We start from the raw sequence: 16,999 nt of genomic DNA on the forward strand, positions 1-16,999 counted from the left end.
GCGGTAACTGCAGGAAAGGAAAAGTTAGAAGGTAGCCCGTAAGCTGGCCCCGACTGTCCGGGCTACAGGCTGAATACCAAACTCCAGCCCGCGGGAGTTGCTCACCCCTTGCAGGTTCTGCTCGGGATCGAGGTGCGGGTAGTTCGGCGCGTGCACGAACAGGTTGCGGCCGTACAGCGAAACCTGGAGCGCATCGATAAAGCCTACTTTGGCCAGCAGCGGCTGGGGCAGGCTATAGCTCAGGTTCGCCTCGCGCAGCTTCACAAATGAGGCATCGTGGACGTAGCCGGCCCAAGCGACATACTTGCCACGCAAGCCCCAATAGTCCTGGGCTGTTACATACACATCGTTAGGTCGGCCATCAGCCAAAACCCCTTCGAACAGGTACGGTTTGTTTGGGGTACCATCTGCGTTAAAACGTGCGAACTCAGCCGTTTCAGCCGCTACTCCCTGAATTCGTAAATCACCAACAGTTCGGGAGAGAATATCCCCTTTGTACTTCCAATCTAGCAGGAAGGACAGGCTCAAGCCTTTGTAGGTGAAAGTATTGGTCAGGCCCATAGTAAACCGCGGATTTGGGTTACCAATGGCCGATACGCCGGGCGCCGTCAGCGGCAGCCCGTTGGCCCCAATCCGGAGCCTGCCCTGCTCGTCCTTGAGGTAGTCGGTCGAGTAGATCAGGCCGTACTGCTGGCCGGCCACGGCCTGGGTGTTTGGGGAAGTAAAGCCCCCAATGGTCAGTCTTTCGACGCCCGGGGCCAGCTCCTCGACCACGGTGCGGAAGGTGGTGAAGTTGAGAATGGACTCCCAGCGGAAATTTGCGGTTTTAATAGGACTCCCCGACAGCAGCACCTCCAGCCCCTTGGTCGAGAGCTTGCCAGCATTGGTGATGGAGCTAGTAAAGCCCGAGGTCGCCGGCACCGGCACGGCGAAGATCAGGTTGCGGGTATCTCGCTTATAGACCGAGGCGTCGAGGTAGAGGCGATTCTGGAAGAAGCTGAGTTCGGTGCCTAGCTCTATCTCCCGCGTAAACTCGGGCTTGAGGTTGGGATTGCCGGCGGAGTTGTTGTAGGTGAAGCCCGCTAAGCCATTAAAGGGAAAGTTAACCGTGGTGGAGCCCCAGCCATCGGCGGCACTGGCCTGGCCCCAGTAAGTGCTGGTGCTGTACACGGCGGCCCCCTTGCCTACTTCTCCCACGTTGGCCCGAATCTTCGCCGAAGAGAGGATGTTCCCTTTTAACTGGGGAAAGGCATCGGTCGGCACGAAGCTCACCGCTACCGCCGGATAGAAGATCGAGCGGTTTTCCTTGGTCAGCGTTGAGGAAAAGTCGTTGCGGCCCTTGATGTTCAGGGTGAGGAAGTTTTTGTAATCCAGAATGAAGTCGCCGAAGAAGCCCATCAGCCGGCGCTCCGTCATGCTACCGGAAGGGTTATAAGACAGGAAGTTCTTCAGGTTATCGAATCCCGGAACCACGATACCCAGGCCAACGGCGTTTATCGTGCTGCTATAGTTAGAGATTACCTCGTTGCCCAAGGTGGCGGTGAGGCGGAAGTCGGGCCCGAGGTTGCGGTTGCCCGTTACCGTGAGGTAGGAGTTAATGTCGCGGGAAAAGAGCTCGGCGTCCCGGATGCCGCCGGCACCGGCCGAGTTGGTGTTGCCGTTGCTGCGGATGCCTTTGTCGTCAAAGCCTTTGCTGCGCGTAGAAAATACGTCACCCCCAATGCGGAAGTCGGCTCGCAGCCAGTCGGTAAAGTCATAGGCGAGGTTTAGGTTACCAAATACCCGGTTTGTCTCGTCCGAGTAGGTCACGTGCTCGATGGCCCAGTAGGGCTGATCCTCGGCGGCAAACCAGCGCTGGTTACCCAACTCATCTTGGTAAGGCACCCCCGACAGGTTATAGCTTCGGGGCGTATAGATGCCTCGCCAGAGCGGATTGGAGCCTTGGTTGCCGGCCTGGGTGCGCTCCGAGCCGTTGTTGATGTAGTTGATGGAGGTGTTGACCGTCAGCTTGTCCGTTAAGCTCGTGCCCAGATTGATGTTGAAAGAGTTGCGCTTCAGCTCATTGCCCGGTACCAGTCCCGTTTCATAGGTATTGCCGTAGGAGATGCGGTAGTTGCTTTTATCGTTCGCTCCGGAGAAGCTCAGGTTATTCTGGAGAAAGGTCGAGGTCTGCAGAATGTCGCGCACATTATCCGGGTAGGCTTGCAGCACCTCTTCCTCCCCAAACCAATTGGTGACGGTCTGCCCGGTGATGCGCGGCCCCCACGAGCCGGGGACATTGTTGGCGTACGTGCCATTGTTGCCCTGGGCATACTCATTCTGAAAGTCAGGAAACCGGTTTATTCGCCCAGCGCCGTAGTTGGAGGAGAAGGTAATCAGGTTCTTGGTACCCGCTTTGCCTTTTTTAGTGGTGATGAGGATAACGCCGGACGCCGCCCGCGACCCATAGAGCACGGTGGCAGCGGCGCCTTTCAGCACGCTAATGCTTTCGATATCGTCCGGATTGATATCTGCCGCCCGGTTGGAGGTGGCTACCCCGGAGTTCACACTGTTGGCGCCCCCGCTGTTGTCAATGGGCACGCCATCGATCACGAACAAGGGCTGATTGCTGCCCGTGATACTGGAAAATCCCCGGATGGTGATGTTGGAACTGGCAAGCCCCCCCCGGTACCGGAGATCTGCACCCCGGCCACTTTGCCCGCCAGCGCATTGGTGACATCGGCTACGGGGGCCTTGGTGATCTGCTCAGCGCTGACCCCACTTACCCCGTACCCCAGCGATTTCTTGTCCCGTTCAATGCCGAAGGAGGTAACTACTACTTCGTTGAGCAGCTTCGAGTCTTGGGCAATGGAGATGTTGTACACGCTTTGCTTCGTGACGGGTATTTTCTGCGTCAGGAAGCCAATGAATGAAACAACCAGCGTGGCACCCTCGGGGGCCTGTAAGCTAAATTTGCCCCCCACATCAGTTTGGGTGCCTCGGGTGGTGCCTTCGAGCACCAGCGTGACGCCCGGCATAGGGGAGTTGTCTTCCTTGGAAACAACGGTACCTGAAATTTCTTTGTCCTGGGCGAGGGCTATTTGGCAGAGGCCGAAGAACACAAAGACGGAGAGTAGTTTTCTCATCATACAATTCAGGTTAGGTTCTTGGAGGGAAGATATAAGAATAAGGTATATAAATAAGAAAATACGCTATATAAATAAGATTTATGGAGGCGGATAGTAACCTTAATTCCATATTAGTATGAGGAAGGGCTAGATGATCGGCCCGGAAACGAGGAAAAGTCCGAGCTAGACAAAGACAATCAAGGGGACGCCCGGGTGTATTACCCCGATGAGGACGATGACCTGCGCGCCCCCAAGCCCAGCAGAATTCTAAGCCTAGGGGCGCGCAGTGTAAAGCTCAGTGAGTTCGGTTTGCTGGCCATAACGCGCATGACGCGCACCTAGTCGGGAAAGGATCTGAACAATGGAGCAGTAGTTATCGCTTGACAACGCTAGTGGCCGCCGGGCTATAGCCGAACGGGAACCACGTTTTCGGGCAGGGAAGTCTGCCCTAGTGAAAAGAAAGTTAGGCGCGGATTGAGAGAGAAGGAAATTACCCCCCTACGCGGAGGAGAATTGCGGATTTGAACTTGCGGTGCGCGTCCCGGTTATAATTGCAGCGTTTCTTAGCGACTACTTTGGGGGAATCCTCTTACTGGAAAAAGCCGCTAAGTTCACCCTACTCAACTCACAGGTAACGAATGAAATCTCTTCTTCTACTCACCAGCGCGCTGGTAGCGTTAGCGCTGCCCGCGCCGGCCCAACCCACTTCCCCCGCTGCCGCGCCACGCGTACCCGCCGACCAAATTGCCACCAGCAAAGGTCCTCTTACGGTGCAGCCCATCACCCACGGCAGCGTGGTCTTTACCTGGAACAAGAAAACGGTGTACGTGGATCCCTATGGGGGCGCGGCAGCCTATGCCGGCCTGGCCCCGCCCGATGTGATCCTTATCACGGATATCCATGGAGACCACCTAGACCCGAAGACGCTAGCAGGCCTCTCAGTGGGCAAAGCTCTGCTGATCGTTCCCCCGGCGGTTGCTGAGCGGTTGCCGGCGGGGTATAAGGCACAGGTGCGCATTTTGCGCAACGGCCAGCGGCTCGATACGCTGGGCCTGAGGGTATCGGCATTGCCCATGTATAACTTGCCCGAAGCGGCGGACTCGCGTCACCCCAAAGGCCGGGGTAATGGCTACGTGCTGATGTTAGGGGGCAAAAACGTCTATGTGTCCGGCGACACAGAAGACATTGCCGAGATGCGTGCCCTGCAGGGCATCGACGTGGCTTTTGTGTGCATGAACCTGCCCTACACTATGGATATAACCCAAGCCGCGCAGGCCGTGTTGGCCTTCCGTCCGGGCGTCGTGTATCCCTACCATTACCGGGGAGAGAACGGCCTGAGCGACGTAAAGGGCTTTAAGCAAGCAGTCAACGCAGCCAACCCCAAAATTGACGTGCGGCTGCGCGACTGGTATCCGGCGGCCCCGTAAGTCCCCGTCGCTCAAAAAACCCATTGCCGGGCCTCGGCCCTAACCGCCAAGGCCACTTACGCTGCCCTCCGCTCACCTGACTAGTTGTTGATACGGAAGGGGGAGACTGCAGCGGGAGAATTAACGACGCGCTGACGCTAGCACTAAGCACAGTTCGCATACCCAGCGCCGAATTACTAGCCACCGGAGCCGCCGCGTTTCTGACGGAACTAACGGCGTATGAAGCAGATTTTTGGGCGTTATGGCCGGAATTGAGAGAGGCAACTCAACTCTTTATCAGTACCGAAGCGGGGAAGTAGTTTCGGAACTGGCGCGAGCTTGTAGCTCGTGTCTATCATTTTGGGAGGCTGCGCCTCCTCCATTAGAACAAAACGGTCTCGATAGAGACGATTTATTTTGGTCCCGACTTGCCGCTTTGCCGCAGTGGAGGTACAACCTCCACATATGATTAAGCACGAGTTGCGCTTCGCTAAACTCGCGCTAGATGGGGCCATATTTTAGAGGGATTAGGTTGTTTTACTAAAAAAGACATCATAAAAAATGAATAGTGTTAACAATTTTTTATACAATAAAATAAGTATGGCAATAATAGCATTTTGGTTAGGAGGGTGCCAGAATAATAATGCTGAAAATAAAACCGTCAACATAGATGGACGCACCGAAGGCGTTGTTGCTTCAGAGCCATTTGATGAGTTTTACAACAGATTTACAAATGATAGCGTTTTTCAAATACAAAGGATAAACTTTCCATTACCAGGCATAAACACTGATGAAATGGATATAAGTGATAAAGTATATTATTGGCAAAAAGATCAATGGATAATGTACAAAGGCATTCCAAGTCAGATTGATACTGCGGATTTTCAAGTTAAAAAAATACGTTCAGATAGTGTTGCTATTGATGAAGTGGCACAAAAGAATGTTTCTTTTGGGTCAAAATATACTTTCAAGATTAAGTCAGGTAAGTGGTTTCTAGTTTATTACGAAGATATTAATCTGTAATTATTGAATTCCGGAATGATAGTAGCATAATAATATATTCAACACAAAAAAACGGGACCCAAAAGGCCCCGTTTTCCATTTAAGTACTAAAGCAATGCTTAATGATGATGTCCACCCTCGCCGTGCACGTGGCCGTGGGCTAGCTCTTCTTGCGTTGCGTCGCGGACGGCGGCTACTTGGCCGTCGAAGTGCATGACCATACCGGCCAGGGGATGGTTGAAGTCCATTTGTACTTCCGTGTCGCCGATAGACACGATTTTACCTTGCATCTGGTGGCCTTCGTTGTCGGACATAGGCAGGAAGTTGCCTTCCTGGAGCATCTCCTCATCTATCTGGCCATCGATTTCGAATACTTGCTTGGGAATGGCTACGACGGCTTGCTGGTCGTAGTCGCCGTAGGCCTGGTCGGGGGTGAGGGAGAAGTTGAACGAGTCGCCGGCCTGTTTGCCATCGAGCTGATTTTCAAACTCCTCAGGCAGGCCGCTGTGGCCAAACAGAAACACCATGGGGCTGTCCGCCTCGGCAGATTCGACTAATACTTTTTCGTTGTTTTCGTCCGTCACGCTTAGATCGTAGGTGATGGTAACGACTTTGTTTTCGCTGATTTGAGCCATACTGCAGGGGGACTGCAAAGTCCTGGAATGTGGGTTGGAAATGGGTTTCGAGCGGCTAGTTACGGAAATGGTATCGAATGCCAGCGCTACCTTCTGTGATACTGCAACCTAGGCGGAGAGGTTTTGGGGAAGTAAAAATTTGCCCCCCACACAAACGAGTTTGACGGCAGGCCGTTAACCTAAACCATAGAATTACCAGAAATCAATCACCTGCTCCTACAACTGCTATGAAAACCAACCTCATTACCTTATTACTTGCCAGTGGAGGACTGCTGGCTAACTGCCAAACAAACACCACCAAGACCGAGACATCAGACACGGCCGCCGCTGCTCCCGCCGATACGGCCGCGGCTACTCCGGATACGATAGCGCAGATTGGCCGCCCCAAGCTGCTGCACACCCTCGACGAGGCCCACAACACTCCCGATGGGATGGCGTTGGCGCCGAATGGTACCATTATCCTCTCGGTACCCAACTTAGCCAATAACTCGTACCCGGCCGTGCTGATGGAAATGACCGACACCAGTATCCAGCCTTACTTGACAACTTTGCCCCCCGAGCCAACTACTAGGAAGGCAGCGCCCATGGACCTCGCCTTCGGACCCGATGGCCACCTGTATTACGCCGAAAACCAGTACGAAAACGACAAGAACTTCAAATCGCGGCTGATGCGGGTGCGGGTAGAAAATGGGAAGCCCGGCACCGTGGAAACGGTGGTCGATAACTTCGCGCTGGCCAATGCGGTGGTCTGGAAAGAAAATAAGATTTATGTGACCGACAGCCAGTGGGATATGCCCAACAACGACAAAGGCAGCGCCGTGCTGGTCTTTACGCTGGATGAATTAAATAAAGGCGTGGTGCACCTGAAACCCAAAACCATGGACCCGCACGTGCTGGCCACCTTCACTACCCAAGTCAACGAAACCAACGTGGATAACGGCGCCGACGGCCTCGACTACGATAGTCGCGGCGACTTCTACACCGGCTCTTTTGGCGATGGCACTTTCTATAAATTAACCATGAAGCCTAACGGCACGTTGGCCAAGAAGGAGGCCCTGAAGCTTACCGGCGACAAAATCACCTGCGTCGATGGCCTCGTCATTGACCGCGCTACCGACAAAGTCTACGTCTGCAACTCCCGTGACAACGCCATCCAGGTCATTAATCTGAAGAACAACTCCGTAACAACGTTGGCTAAAAACGGCGATACCAACGGCGCTAACGGCCTCCTCGATCAGCCCGCCGAAGTGCTACTCAATGGTAAGCGCCTGTACGTTACTAACTTCGATAAGCCGGAGAAGAACTTTGTGAATAAGAAGTCCGACGCACCGCATACGATGTCGGTTATTGATTTGCAGTAAGGGCCCATTCCGGCCTGTTCGACAAGGCCTCACCCCCCGGCCCCCTCTCCTAGGGGAGAGGGGAAACCTGACGCCCGGCCGACGCGGCTGCGTCGGCTTGCGCCTCCGCAACCGCTACCAGCTTAACATTCACAGTGTCAAAGTAAAAAAGCCCCCAGAAATAGTTCTGGAGGGCTTCTTTATCGATAAGCCTCGGTAGTCGTGCCTGAGGCGAGCGCCGAAGGTGCAACGAAGAACACCTAGCGTTAGGCTCCCCTCGCCCCTAGGAGAGGGGCCGGGGGTGAGGCCCCTACTGCATTTCCCAAGCCGTCCGATACGCGCCAATGCTTTCCACATAATCCAGAAAGTCCCGGTAGAACGGGTGGCGGCCCAACGTACTGGAGTCGCCGACGATGAGGAGCTTGCGGCGCGCGCGGGTCATGCCGACGTTCATGCGGCGGATATCGGAGAGAAAGCCAATGTCGCCGGCCGAGTTGGAGCGCGTCATCGATACGCAGATAATATCGCGCTCCTGACCTTGGAAAGCATCCACAGTGCCCACGGTGAGCAGGCGGTGAGTAGTCATTTCGGCTAGCTCCGGCGTTTCCTCTACTTTGTCCTTCAGGTAGTTGATCTGAGAGCGGTAGGGGGCAATGACGCCCACTGTTAGCAAGTCTTCCAGATGATCTTCGGGCACGTAGGCGGCCAGTAGCTCGGTGAGGCGACGCAGGAGCAGGTCGGCCTCTTCGGGGTTGGCCACGGAGCGGCTTTCGGCGATGCCCATTTCCTGAAACCCAAAGCCGGCGGTATCCAGGAACTCCACGGCCAGGTCGGGGGCGAAGCGAAGGTCGTAGTCTGGTAGGTCGGCGTGGCGGACGGTGGGGTGGGCGATGAGCTTGTTGTCGTAGAACTGGGCTGAGCTGAAGGCCATAATCTGCTCGTGCATACGGTATTGCACTTCCAGCATGCGGGCCACGTCGGGCTGGCGCTGAATGCACTTCTCGAACAGCGTTTCGCGCAGACCATCGCGGGCGGCTTGCTCACTTTTCACCGTGGGGGGCAATTGGCAATGGTCGCCGGCCAGCACCACGCGGTTGGCGCGGGTAATTGGAATCCAACAGCCGGGCTCCAAGGCTTGGGCAGCTTCGTCAATAAAGACCGTTTCGTAAGTGAGGTGACGGATGGCGCGGTTGCCAGCGCCCACCAGCGTACAAGTAATCACCTGCACTTTTTCCAGCAAATCCTCGGTGATGTATCGTTCCAGTTGATCTGACTCCTGCAACAACTGGTGAGCCTGCTCTTTTAGCATGCGGCGCTGCTCGCGCTCTTCCCAACCAAAATGACGCTTGAATTTGCCGGCCATCTCGCGGTACTGCTCGGCCGTTTGCCGCATCGATTTCAACTCCGAATAGCTCTTGTGACTCATAATCTGAGCGTCGAGCGTGTGCTCCAGCAGTAAGTCGGACACGCGCGAGGGGTTGCCCATACGAATGACGTTCACGCCGCGCTCAGCCAGCTTTTCGGTGAGCAAATCCACGGCCGTATTGGAAGGTGCGCACACCAGCACCCGCCGCTCGCGCCGGATGGTTTCGATGATGGCCTGCACCAGCGTAGTGGTTTTGCCCGTGCCGGGAGGACCATGAATAATGGCCACATCCTGTGCCGCCAGCACGTGGCGCACGGCGGCCAGCTGCGATTCGTTCAACGGACTTGGGTAGTACAAATTAGCCTCTGCATCAGGCTTGAAGCGCGCCAATTTGCCCCCCAGCAGCACGTCGCGCAGCTCCGCCAGGCGGTTTTCGTAGGCGCCCATGACTTTGCCCAAGGCGTAGTCCATTTCGCGGTAGCTGACCTCGTCGAAGGTCAGATCCACGCCCAGCTTGCCTTCATCGACCCAGTCGGGGAGGTCTTCCTTATTAGTAGCGAGCAGGATTTTGTTGCGGCGCACGGCCGTAATCACGCCGTTGAGCGTGGGCCGGTCGGAGCCGGCGCGGTTGGGAATATTGCCAAAAAGAGCGGCATTGCGACCCACTTGAAATAAGTGCAGACTGTTCTGGCTGGCCGGGCGCTCTAGTTCGAGCACCAGCTTGCCGCCAAAGCCAATTTCTTCCTTGGTAATCTTAACCGGATACCAGGTGAGGCCACGGTGTTGGCGCTCAGCAATGGTGGTTTTGGCACTCTTGATTTTGAATTGCTCCAGGTCTTCCTGCTGCTCCAGCTTCAGCAGGGCCTGCACCTTACGCAGCTCTTTTTCCAGCGCGTAAGGGTCGGTGAGGATATGTTGTTCAGACAAAGGAATCGGGATTGGATAGATCGTTGGTAACAACGAAAACGGAGAAATGGTGGCCGAATGCTGGGAAGAAGATTGATGAGATATACTATTTATCAGTCCAACTTTCTAAAAGGTGAGCCTTTCATTAGCTCATCCTTCACAGTTGGCTTGATATCGTCAGGTATTTGCTGCCAGATATGATCTGGAATACCAAACTGCTCCTTGCTGCTAACCTGCTGATCTTCTTGCCATGTCGTTAAATCGTCCCAGTAAACTAGAAAAAAATCGCCTGCTAGAATAAACTCCATCCAACCATCAGCTACGATATTATCATTTGCATCATATACGGCAATACCTGAGTAATTTTCGAGACTTCCGTCTAAAAAGTCTGCATCGTGCCCTTCTATACAGCTATCTGACCAATCAAATTTTAATCCTGGTTTATCAACTCCATAATGCTTTAGATCATTTATAAGATGCTCTTCAACAAGTTTTCGCAAATGAGGTCCCATTGGGGTTGAGTGGCCTAAATTGTCATAATTAGAATCGGCTTTTTTCATTGTCTCCTCCGTTTCGAGAAATATCTAATTGCTTAGAATTAAATTCTATTTGAGCAGTTTTATTTTTGTCAGAACGTTGAACTGAGTTTGTTGAAGCATAACAATGAAATAAGAATCCTAATCACTCTGCAACTACCGCTACTTCCGCAACTGGCAAACTATCTGCGCTAGCGCGCAACGTGATCTTTCCCATCTGCTCACTCGATTTAACAATAACCAGAGCCCGCCCTTGCCAAGCGTTGCGCTGGGGGCGCTGGTAGCTCTCGGTGCTGCGTGGGTTGGCGTTCCCGACTCCGACAATAGTGCCAGGGCCAATCAATTCAAACTTCAAGGCATTTTCGACCTTCGGGTTGCGTACCCCTTTGCTGTCGACAAGCTCTACGGTGATGTAGCTAAGGTCCTGGCCGTTGGCCTTAATCGTTTGGCGGTCGGGGGTGAGGGAAATCCGAACAGGTTTGTCAGCCGATTTTAGCGTGGCAGTGCTGACCTCTTTGTTGCTGGTACGGCCAATGGCTTTTAGCTCGCCGGGCTGATACGGCACGCTCCAGGTGGCCATAAACTTGGTGGCGCGGGTGGTGGGTTTTACGCCGAGGCTCTTGCCATTGAGGAACAGCTCGACCTCCTCGCAGGATGAATACACTTCCACAGTCAGGGGCTTATTTTCCTGGCCCGGCCAGGTCCAATCGGCCACCACGTCGTGCCATTCCCATTTGCTCCACTCTTCTTTTTGGTTCGGATTTAAGGGGAAAGAAGGCGTGGGGGCTTTACGAAGAGCGACACCTGGTTTTCTTTCCACAGTGCTTCGCGGTAATACGACTGCGGGCGCTTCCAGCCGCAAATGTCGATATCGCCGCAGAAGGCCAGGTTCCAGGGGTAAAATTGCTGGTATTGCCAATAGCCCAGCCAGCCGATGCTAGCCTCGCCAATGTAGTCCACGGCGGTCCAGACGAAGTCGCCTACCACATACGGGTGGTCTAGCACGCCCATCCAACTCCCGAAAGCTTCCAGCGGATACGACTCGGCGCCGTACATAATGCGTTTGGGCAGGCGGGCGTGGTCCTTCGCGTAGATATCAGCCTGGTGATGATCGCCGCCGGCCGCGTAGTTATAGCCCGCCACATCGAGCACGGCAAAGTAGGGGTCTTTGTCGGGACCGAGGCCGTTGACGGCGGCGGTGATAGCTCGCGTCGAATCCAATGTGCGAATGTAATCGGCCAGCTGGCGGGCAGTTTTTACGCCCTCTGGCGTGCCGCGCTCCGGTATCTCATTGCCAAGACTCCACAGAATGATAGACGGGTGGTTGCGGTCGCGCTGTACCATGCTGGCCACGTCCTGTTGCCACCATTTATCAAAGTACAGATGGTAATCGTGAGGATTTTTGCCATGGCGCCACATATCAAATGCCTCGTCGATGACGAGCATCCCGAGCCGGTCGCAGGCAGCAAGCAGGGTGGGTGAAGGTGGATTGTGGGAGCAGCGAATGGCATTGTAGCCGCTGGCTTTCAATAGCTCAATTTTGCGCTCCTCGGCCCGGTCGTAGGCGCGGGTGCCCAGCGGACCGTTGTCGTGGTGAATACAGCCACCTTTCAGCTTTACGGTTTGGCCATTCAGGCGAAAGCCATGTTGCGCATCAAACGAGATGGAGCGAATTCCGAACGGCGTTTCTACCTGGTCGAGCAACTGCTGACCTTGGTAAACTTCCGTGAAGGCGGTATACAGGGCGGGCTTCTCCACCGACCACCGCTCCGGCGACTTTACGACCAGGGTCTGCACGAGCGTAGCCGAGGCACCGGCAGCCACCGTTTGCTTCGATTCGGTGCGGGCTACCTCGCGTCCCTGGGGGTTGCGCAGGTAGGTAACGAGCCTTATTTGGGCCGACTGACTGCTCTCATTGGCTACTTTGGTCTGCGCTTTTACCTGGGCTTCCGTCGGGGTTATTTTCGGGGTAGTGAAAAAAGCCCCCAGGGCTCCACGTGCACGGGGTGTAGCACCGTAAGCCAGACGTGCCTGTAAATGCCAGAGCCGGAGTACCAGCGGCTGTTCTCGCCCTCGTTTCTGACCTGTACGGCCACCACATTATCGGTCCCGAATTGTACCTTATCGGTGATGTCATACCAAAAGCTGGTGTAGCCGTAGGGGTGCGCGCCCAGTAGTTTGCCATTCAGCCACACCTGGGAGTTCATGTACACGCCATCAAACTGGAGCTGAATGCGTTGCCCTTTCTGAGCAGCAGGCAGCACAAAGGTTTTGCGATACCAGCCGGTGCCACCAGTCGTAAAACCACCATTGGCCTGACTGATGGCGTCCGGGTTGAAGGGCGAGGCAGTGCCGGGCATATCTTCGATGCTCCAGTCGTGGGGCAGGTCGAGGGGGCGCCACTGCTTATCGTCGAAGGTGGGCTTCTCGGCTCCTTGCGCGCCGCCGCGGTGAAATCGCCAGCCAGCATCAAACAGAGTGGTTTTGGCAGGGCGGGGTTGGGCGTGCAACGTCATAGCAAGCAGCAGCGAGAGCAAAGTCAGGGGTAACTTCATAAAGCAGGCAAAATGGATTGGCCTTCCGACAATACTCGGGTATTTTTCGGAGCCCTCCAGCATTTATCTTATCCCGCAAACTCCTTTCCGCACTGCTGGCACGAGTAGAGGGTTGTGCCCGCATAATACAGCCGTTTCCACCACGCCAGTTGGTGCACCAGCGTAGTATGGAGGGAGCCGCAGCGCGAACACCGATGCAGTGCCGGTGCCGCGCGCCGCAACTCGAAGGCAGCCACAATCTGGTGGGCGTCGGGGGCATCCTCCTCCTCCATCAGAAGTTGATAATACAATCCTTCCCCAAAAGGCAAAGAAGGCGGCCCGCAGGTTTTGACGAGCGCCGCTATTTCAGCTTCCCGGAGCTGATTATAGAGGTCCACGGCTTCGGCGTACGTCAGGTATTGCGCGGCCAGAACTAACATATGGGCTTCTGGGGGCAAATCTAGCGGCGGGCGCGGCGGGCGGGAATGCGTTGCCGCAGGCGAAAAATGTAGAAGAGGAGGCCGGCACTCAGTAGCGCTAGCGCCACGGCCAGCATCTCGCGACTGGTGCGGTCCTGCTCGGCTTCTTTGGCGGCGGCTTGCGCATCAAGGAGCTTTTTCTCGCGCTGCTTGTCGCGCATCTCCAGATTTTGGATCTGGTTTTCCAGGTCGTAGAAGCGCTGCTGGGTGCTCGACTGATCGGTCTTGGCAACGGTGATTTGCTGCTGAGCCTGCTGTTTTTCGGCCACGATATTGGCGGTGCGGCGCAGGGCATCATTTTTCACGGCCTGCACAATTTCCGTGTCCTTGCGGATGATGCCTTTGAGTGCCTCTACTACTTCTTGCAGGTCTTTTTTAGAGGGCTGATTCCCGAAAAGACTGTTGCGGCGCGAATTGGCTTCTTCGTATTGCCGCACCAGCAGCTCCCGCTCCTGAATCAGGCGGGTAACGGGGCTGGGCTCCGCAACCGTAACGGATTCAGGGGTTTGAGCGGCGGCAAAGAAAGGTGTCAGCAGGAAAAGTGCGGGAAGCAAGCGTTGTTTCATACAGCAAATTAACAACAGCTTCTTGTTACTCAACCAGCGGTCGGCTGCGGTGCTGCATAGGAACGGGCCGGCGATAGTCTTTGCTCTTGCTTCGCCGTTGCCACAGAATATAGCCAAGTAGGCCGGCACTCAGCAGCGCTAAGCCTATGGCTATCATTTCGTGCCGGGTGCGCACCTGCTCGGCTTCGGCGGCCGCGGCCTGGGCTATCAGCAAGCGGGTTTCGCGCTCTACTTCCAGCTTTTCGCGCTCCATCTCCCTGATCTGCATTTCCTCAATCTGGTTTTCCAGGGCTGCATATTTGTCATTCGTGGCCTCGTCCGCTTTTGTTTCTGCCTTCACGCGGGCGGCTTCTACCTGCGCTAAGTTGGGCAGCGTGCGCTGCCGCACGGCCTGCAGAATTTCGGTGTCTTTACGAATGATGCGCCGCAGGGCGGCATTCACTTGGTTGAGGTCTTTTTTGGAAGCCTTTTTCCCAAATAGCCCGTTGCGCTGGGCGCTGGTTTGCTCGTAAGCCCGCATCAACTGCTCCCGCTCCCGAATCTCGCGCAGCAACGGGTCATTTGCTGCTGCCTGGGCCAGCACGCCTTCGACGCCGACGACCAGCAACATGATTAATAAAAATACATACCTCTTACACCTCATACGGCACTTTAACGGCGAATTGCGCTGTGTAGTTTGTAAGGCTCGGGGCTTCGGGTAAAATGCTCAAATTAGCCCCCCAGCACCGGCACTGGCTGGCGGATCTCCTTGGGCCGATGCTTATAGAAATACAGAATCAGCAGGGGCAGCAGCGTCAGCTCGGCTACTACGCCGAACAGCAGCGTCAGGCCGATGAGCAGACCCACGTAAAACGTGCCATCGAAGGAGGAGAAAATTAGGGTAGAAAAGCCCCCCACCAGGATGGTAGATGTAACAATTACTGCTTTACCGGCCATCAGATAGGTGCGGCGCACGGCCCGAAATAAGTTGGGCTCCTTCAGTAACGTTAGCTTTAACTTGCTGATAAAGTGAATAGTATCGTCGACGGCAATGCCGAAGGCGATGGTGAAAATGATGCTGGTACTCACCTTCATATTCACCCCAGCTAGGCCCATTACGCCGGCCACTACGATGATGGGCACGAGATTGGGCACCAGCACCACGGCCGTCATGCGCAGGCTGCGAAACAGCGCCAGCACAATCAGCGTGACCATGACGATATCGATGCTCATGCCCACAATCATGTCGCGGGTGAGGTTTTCGTTGTTTTTATCAATGAGGTTGGCCGAGCCGGTGAGGCGGGTTTGGAGAATGCCGGCGTCGATATTCTGGGCCAGAAAAGTGCGCAGCTTGGCGTTGGCGGCGTCGGCGCGAATACTGCCGATGTCCGACATGCGGCCCGTGAGGCGGCCTTCGCTGGCATCGGGTTGCACCAGGGAACGAAACTCCGGTTTCTTCCGAAATAGCTTCACCTTAGCCACAATGCGGCGCAGCTCCGCTTCTGATTCGGGCAAACGGTACTCTGCTACATCGCCGCCATTGAGCGCCTTGCGCACCGATTTAATTATGGTAACTGGCGAGGCTACGAAGTTCAGGCCATAGTCTTTGCGTAGATAGGTTTCGACGCGTTCAATCTGGCGCAGCACGGCCAGATCGTAAATAGTGCCGCCATTTGCTGGTTTCAAATCCAGCTCAAAAGGTCGCACGCCGGCAAAATTCTGCTCGAAGAAGCCAAAGTCCTGACGCACAGGGTCGCCTTCCGACAAATCATCCAGCAATGCCGAATTGATGCGCACCTGCATGGCTGAGGCGATGGAGCCGGCAATAATTAGCCCCCCAAGCGACAACACCAGCCGCCGCCGCACCAGCACCCACCGAAACAGGCGGCCCAGCACACCATCCCAATCGTGGCCGTGCTCGCGAGGTACGCGCAGCTGCGGCTTGCGCAGGAGCAGCAGTAGGGCCGGCAACAGCGTGAACGTCAATACAAAAGCCAGCAACACTGAAATGCCCGTGAACAGCCCGAAGTTGTGAATGGGCCGAATGGAGCTGGTCATCAGCGTAAAAAAGCCGATGCTGGTCGTCAGTGCCGACAGGCCCGAGCCAAAGCCTGACTCGCGGATGGTGGTGCGCAGGGCGTTGTTTTTGGTGGCCCCGTAACCCAACTCCGTCACGTAGCGCGTGATGAAGTGAATAGTATCGGACATGCCCACCGTGAACATGATAACCGGCAGCAGCGCCGTCATTAAATCGATGCTTACCCCGCAGGCCGACATCAGCCCTAATCCCCATAAAATGGCCCCCAGCACCACCACCAGCGGCAGCACCACGCCCCACCACGTCCGAAACGTAAACCACAGCAGCCCCGTAACCAGCAGCACCGACAGGCTCATAAACAGAATCATTTCCCGCTGCAACCGGTCTACAAAAACCGACTGCGCCACCAGCTTGCCCGCTAGGTGGTAGTCGGCTTCTGCAAAGCCCAGTTGAGCAAGCCTTGTCGTCAGGCTGGTCATCAGGGAGTCACCGGGGGGCTTTTTTAGGTCGGGCGCGGTATGGAGCATCACCGTGACGGCCTTGCCATTGGTAGCAAACAGGTTGCCTACCAGGCCCGGTGTCTTATAAATAGTGGCCGAGTCGGCGGGCAGGCGCGCGGGCTCATCAAGGTGTAGATACGGGATGTTGAACACGCCCAACCCTTCCACCACGGGATTGGTAAGGGTAGTGGGAGAGGTGACCTGCTCCACGTAGCGCTGGCGCTGGGCAAAGCGCGTAAACGAATCGACGCGGGCCAGGAACGGCGCATTGAACACGGACCCGTTGGCCGGTGCTTCCAGCCCGATAAGCACGTAGTCGTTGTCGTTGCCGAAGCGCTTGGAATACTGCTCGTAGTAATCCAGGTCGGGGTCGCCGGCGGGGTAGAAGTCGTTGAAATTGTAATTGAAGCGCAGCTGAGCCACGTAATACACCCCCAGGGCCGATAGGAGGGCCAGCACCAGCAGCGTGAGGTAACTTAATTTGCGAAGGGGCATTCGAGAGGAATAGTCTAAACGGCTCAGCTACTCGCTTGCCGCTTTCAGCCGCTGTGCGTACATTCGGAGCGGCGAGCAATGAAGTGGAAGGCGTAGCCAAGCCAACCACG

15 protein-coding genes are annotated in these 16,999 nt (G+C 55.5%); 3 read left to right on the forward strand and 12 right to left on the reverse strand.

Annotated features, from left to right (window positions below):
- Positions 1–24: 24 nt before the first annotated feature.
- On the reverse strand, positions 25–2,643 hold the full coding sequence (locus EPD59_RS10020) for a SusC/RagA family TonB-linked outer membrane protein (RefSeq protein ID WP_133272649.1): 2,619 nt from the start codon (positions 2,641–2,643) through the stop codon (positions 25–27).
- The gene (locus EPD59_RS10025; RefSeq protein ID WP_133272650.1) at positions 2,589–3,128 is read right to left on the reverse strand and encodes a carboxypeptidase-like regulatory domain-containing protein; all 540 of its coding nucleotides are present in this window, start codon (positions 3,126–3,128) and stop codon (positions 2,589–2,591) included. Before EPD59_RS10025 ends, EPD59_RS10020 begins: the two co-directional genes overlap by 55 nt.
- A gap of 617 nt (positions 3,129–3,745) precedes the next feature.
- Between EPD59_RS10025 and EPD59_RS10030 the strand changes: the two genes are divergently transcribed.
- Positions 3,746–4,534 (forward strand): MBL fold metallo-hydrolase, encoded by a 789-nt coding sequence (locus EPD59_RS10030; protein ID WP_133272651.1) that lies wholly within the window; start codon positions 3,746–3,748, stop codon positions 4,532–4,534.
- A 579-nt stretch (positions 4,535–5,113) separates the two neighbouring features.
- The gene (locus EPD59_RS10035) at positions 5,114–5,536 is read left to right on the forward strand and encodes a DUF4348 domain-containing protein (RefSeq protein ID WP_165963538.1); all 423 of its coding nucleotides are present in this window, start codon (positions 5,114–5,116) and stop codon (positions 5,534–5,536) included.
- Positions 5,537–5,634: 98 nt separating this feature from the next.
- On the opposite strand, the gene EPD59_RS10040 is transcribed toward EPD59_RS10035, so the two are convergent.
- Positions 5,635–6,150 (reverse strand): FKBP-type peptidyl-prolyl cis-trans isomerase, encoded by a 516-nt coding sequence (locus tag EPD59_RS10040; protein ID WP_133272653.1) that lies wholly within the window; start codon positions 6,148–6,150, stop codon positions 5,635–5,637.
- Positions 6,151–6,377: 227 nt separating this feature from the next.
- Between EPD59_RS10040 and EPD59_RS10045 the strand changes: the two genes are divergently transcribed.
- A complete protein-coding gene (locus EPD59_RS10045; protein WP_133272654.1) occupies positions 6,378–7,511 on the forward strand; it encodes an SMP-30/gluconolactonase/LRE family protein in 1,134 nt (377 codons plus the stop codon).
- Positions 7,512–7,800: 289 nt separating this feature from the next.
- Here EPD59_RS10045 and EPD59_RS10050 read toward each other — a convergent pair whose 3' ends face one another.
- The 9 genes from EPD59_RS10050 to EPD59_RS10080 form a co-directional block, all read right to left on the reverse strand.
- A complete protein-coding gene (locus EPD59_RS10050) occupies positions 7,801–9,783 on the reverse strand; it encodes an AAA domain-containing protein (protein WP_133272655.1) in 1,983 nt (660 codons plus the stop codon).
- A gap of 92 nt (positions 9,784–9,875) precedes the next feature.
- On the reverse strand, positions 9,876–10,322 hold the full coding sequence (locus tag EPD59_RS10055; RefSeq protein ID WP_133272656.1) for a hypothetical protein: 447 nt from the start codon (positions 10,320–10,322) through the stop codon (positions 9,876–9,878).
- Between the two features lie 121 nt (positions 10,323–10,443).
- A complete protein-coding gene (locus tag EPD59_RS21865; protein ID WP_205703525.1) occupies positions 10,444–11,118 on the reverse strand; it encodes a DUF4982 domain-containing protein in 675 nt (224 codons plus the stop codon).
- Entirely contained in the window at positions 11,061–12,356 is a 1,296-nt protein-coding gene (locus EPD59_RS21870) for a glycoside hydrolase family 2 TIM barrel-domain containing protein (protein ID WP_317128531.1), read from the reverse strand. The genes EPD59_RS21865 and EPD59_RS21870 overlap by 58 nt, the downstream gene beginning before the upstream one ends.
- Positions 12,257–12,853, reverse strand: coding sequence for a sugar-binding domain-containing protein (locus tag EPD59_RS21875; protein WP_205703527.1), 597 nt, complete (start codon positions 12,851–12,853; stop codon positions 12,257–12,259). The genes EPD59_RS21870 and EPD59_RS21875 overlap by 100 nt, the downstream gene beginning before the upstream one ends.
- A 68-nt stretch (positions 12,854–12,921) precedes the next feature.
- Entirely contained in the window at positions 12,922–13,272 is a 351-nt protein-coding gene (locus EPD59_RS10065) for an eL43 family ribosomal protein (RefSeq protein ID WP_133272657.1), read from the reverse strand.
- A gap of 20 nt (positions 13,273–13,292) precedes the next feature.
- Positions 13,293–13,877 (reverse strand): hypothetical protein, encoded by a 585-nt coding sequence (locus EPD59_RS10070; RefSeq protein WP_133272658.1) that lies wholly within the window; start codon positions 13,875–13,877, stop codon positions 13,293–13,295.
- A 25-nt stretch (positions 13,878–13,902) separates the two neighbouring features.
- Positions 13,903–14,487, reverse strand: coding sequence for a hypothetical protein (locus EPD59_RS10075; RefSeq protein WP_133272659.1), 585 nt, complete (start codon positions 14,485–14,487; stop codon positions 13,903–13,905).
- A gap of 101 nt (positions 14,488–14,588) precedes the next feature.
- The gene (locus EPD59_RS10080; protein ID WP_133272660.1) at positions 14,589–16,889 is read right to left on the reverse strand and encodes an efflux RND transporter permease subunit; all 2,301 of its coding nucleotides are present in this window, start codon (positions 16,887–16,889) and stop codon (positions 14,589–14,591) included.
- Positions 16,890–16,999 lie beyond the last annotated feature (110 nt).

Origin of the sequence: Hymenobacter radiodurans (genome assembly GCF_004355185.1) — a bacterium.
GTDB lineage: Bacteria > Bacteroidota > Bacteroidia > Cytophagales > Hymenobacteraceae > Hymenobacter > Hymenobacter radiodurans.

Bases quoted from the DNA above. Each gene is read 5' to 3' on its own strand.
- EPD59_RS10025 (WP_133272650.1), bottom strand. From the start codon at position 3,128: ATGATGAGAAAACTACTCTCCGTCTTTGTGTTCTTCGGCCTCTGCCAA.
- EPD59_RS10030 (WP_133272651.1), top strand. From the start codon at position 3,746: ATGAAATCTCTTCTTCTACTCACCAGCGCGCTGGTAGCGTTAGCGCTG.
- EPD59_RS10035 (WP_165963538.1), top strand. From the start codon at position 5,114: ATGGCAATAATAGCATTTTGGTTAGGAGGGTGCCAGAATAATAATGCT.
- EPD59_RS10040 (WP_133272653.1), bottom strand. From the start codon at position 6,150: ATGGCTCAAATCAGCGAAAACAAAGTCGTTACCATCACCTACGATCTA.
- EPD59_RS10045 (WP_133272654.1), top strand. From the start codon at position 6,378: ATGAAAACCAACCTCATTACCTTATTACTTGCCAGTGGAGGACTGCTG.
- EPD59_RS10055 (WP_133272656.1), bottom strand. From the start codon at position 10,322: ATGAAAAAAGCCGATTCTAATTATGACAATTTAGGCCACTCAACCCCA.
- EPD59_RS21875 (WP_205703527.1), bottom strand. From the start codon at position 12,853: ATGAAGTTACCCCTGACTTTGCTCTCGCTGCTGCTTGCTATGACGTTG.
- EPD59_RS10065 (WP_133272657.1), bottom strand. From the start codon at position 13,272: ATGTTAGTTCTGGCCGCGCAATACCTGACGTACGCCGAAGCCGTGGAC.
- EPD59_RS10070 (WP_133272658.1), bottom strand. From the start codon at position 13,877: ATGAAACAACGCTTGCTTCCCGCACTTTTCCTGCTGACACCTTTCTTT.
- EPD59_RS10075 (WP_133272659.1), bottom strand. From the start codon at position 14,487: ATGTTGCTGGTCGTCGGCGTCGAAGGCGTGCTGGCCCAGGCAGCAGCA.
- EPD59_RS10080 (WP_133272660.1), bottom strand. From the start codon at position 16,889: ATGCCCCTTCGCAAATTAAGTTACCTCACGCTGCTGGTGCTGGCCCTC.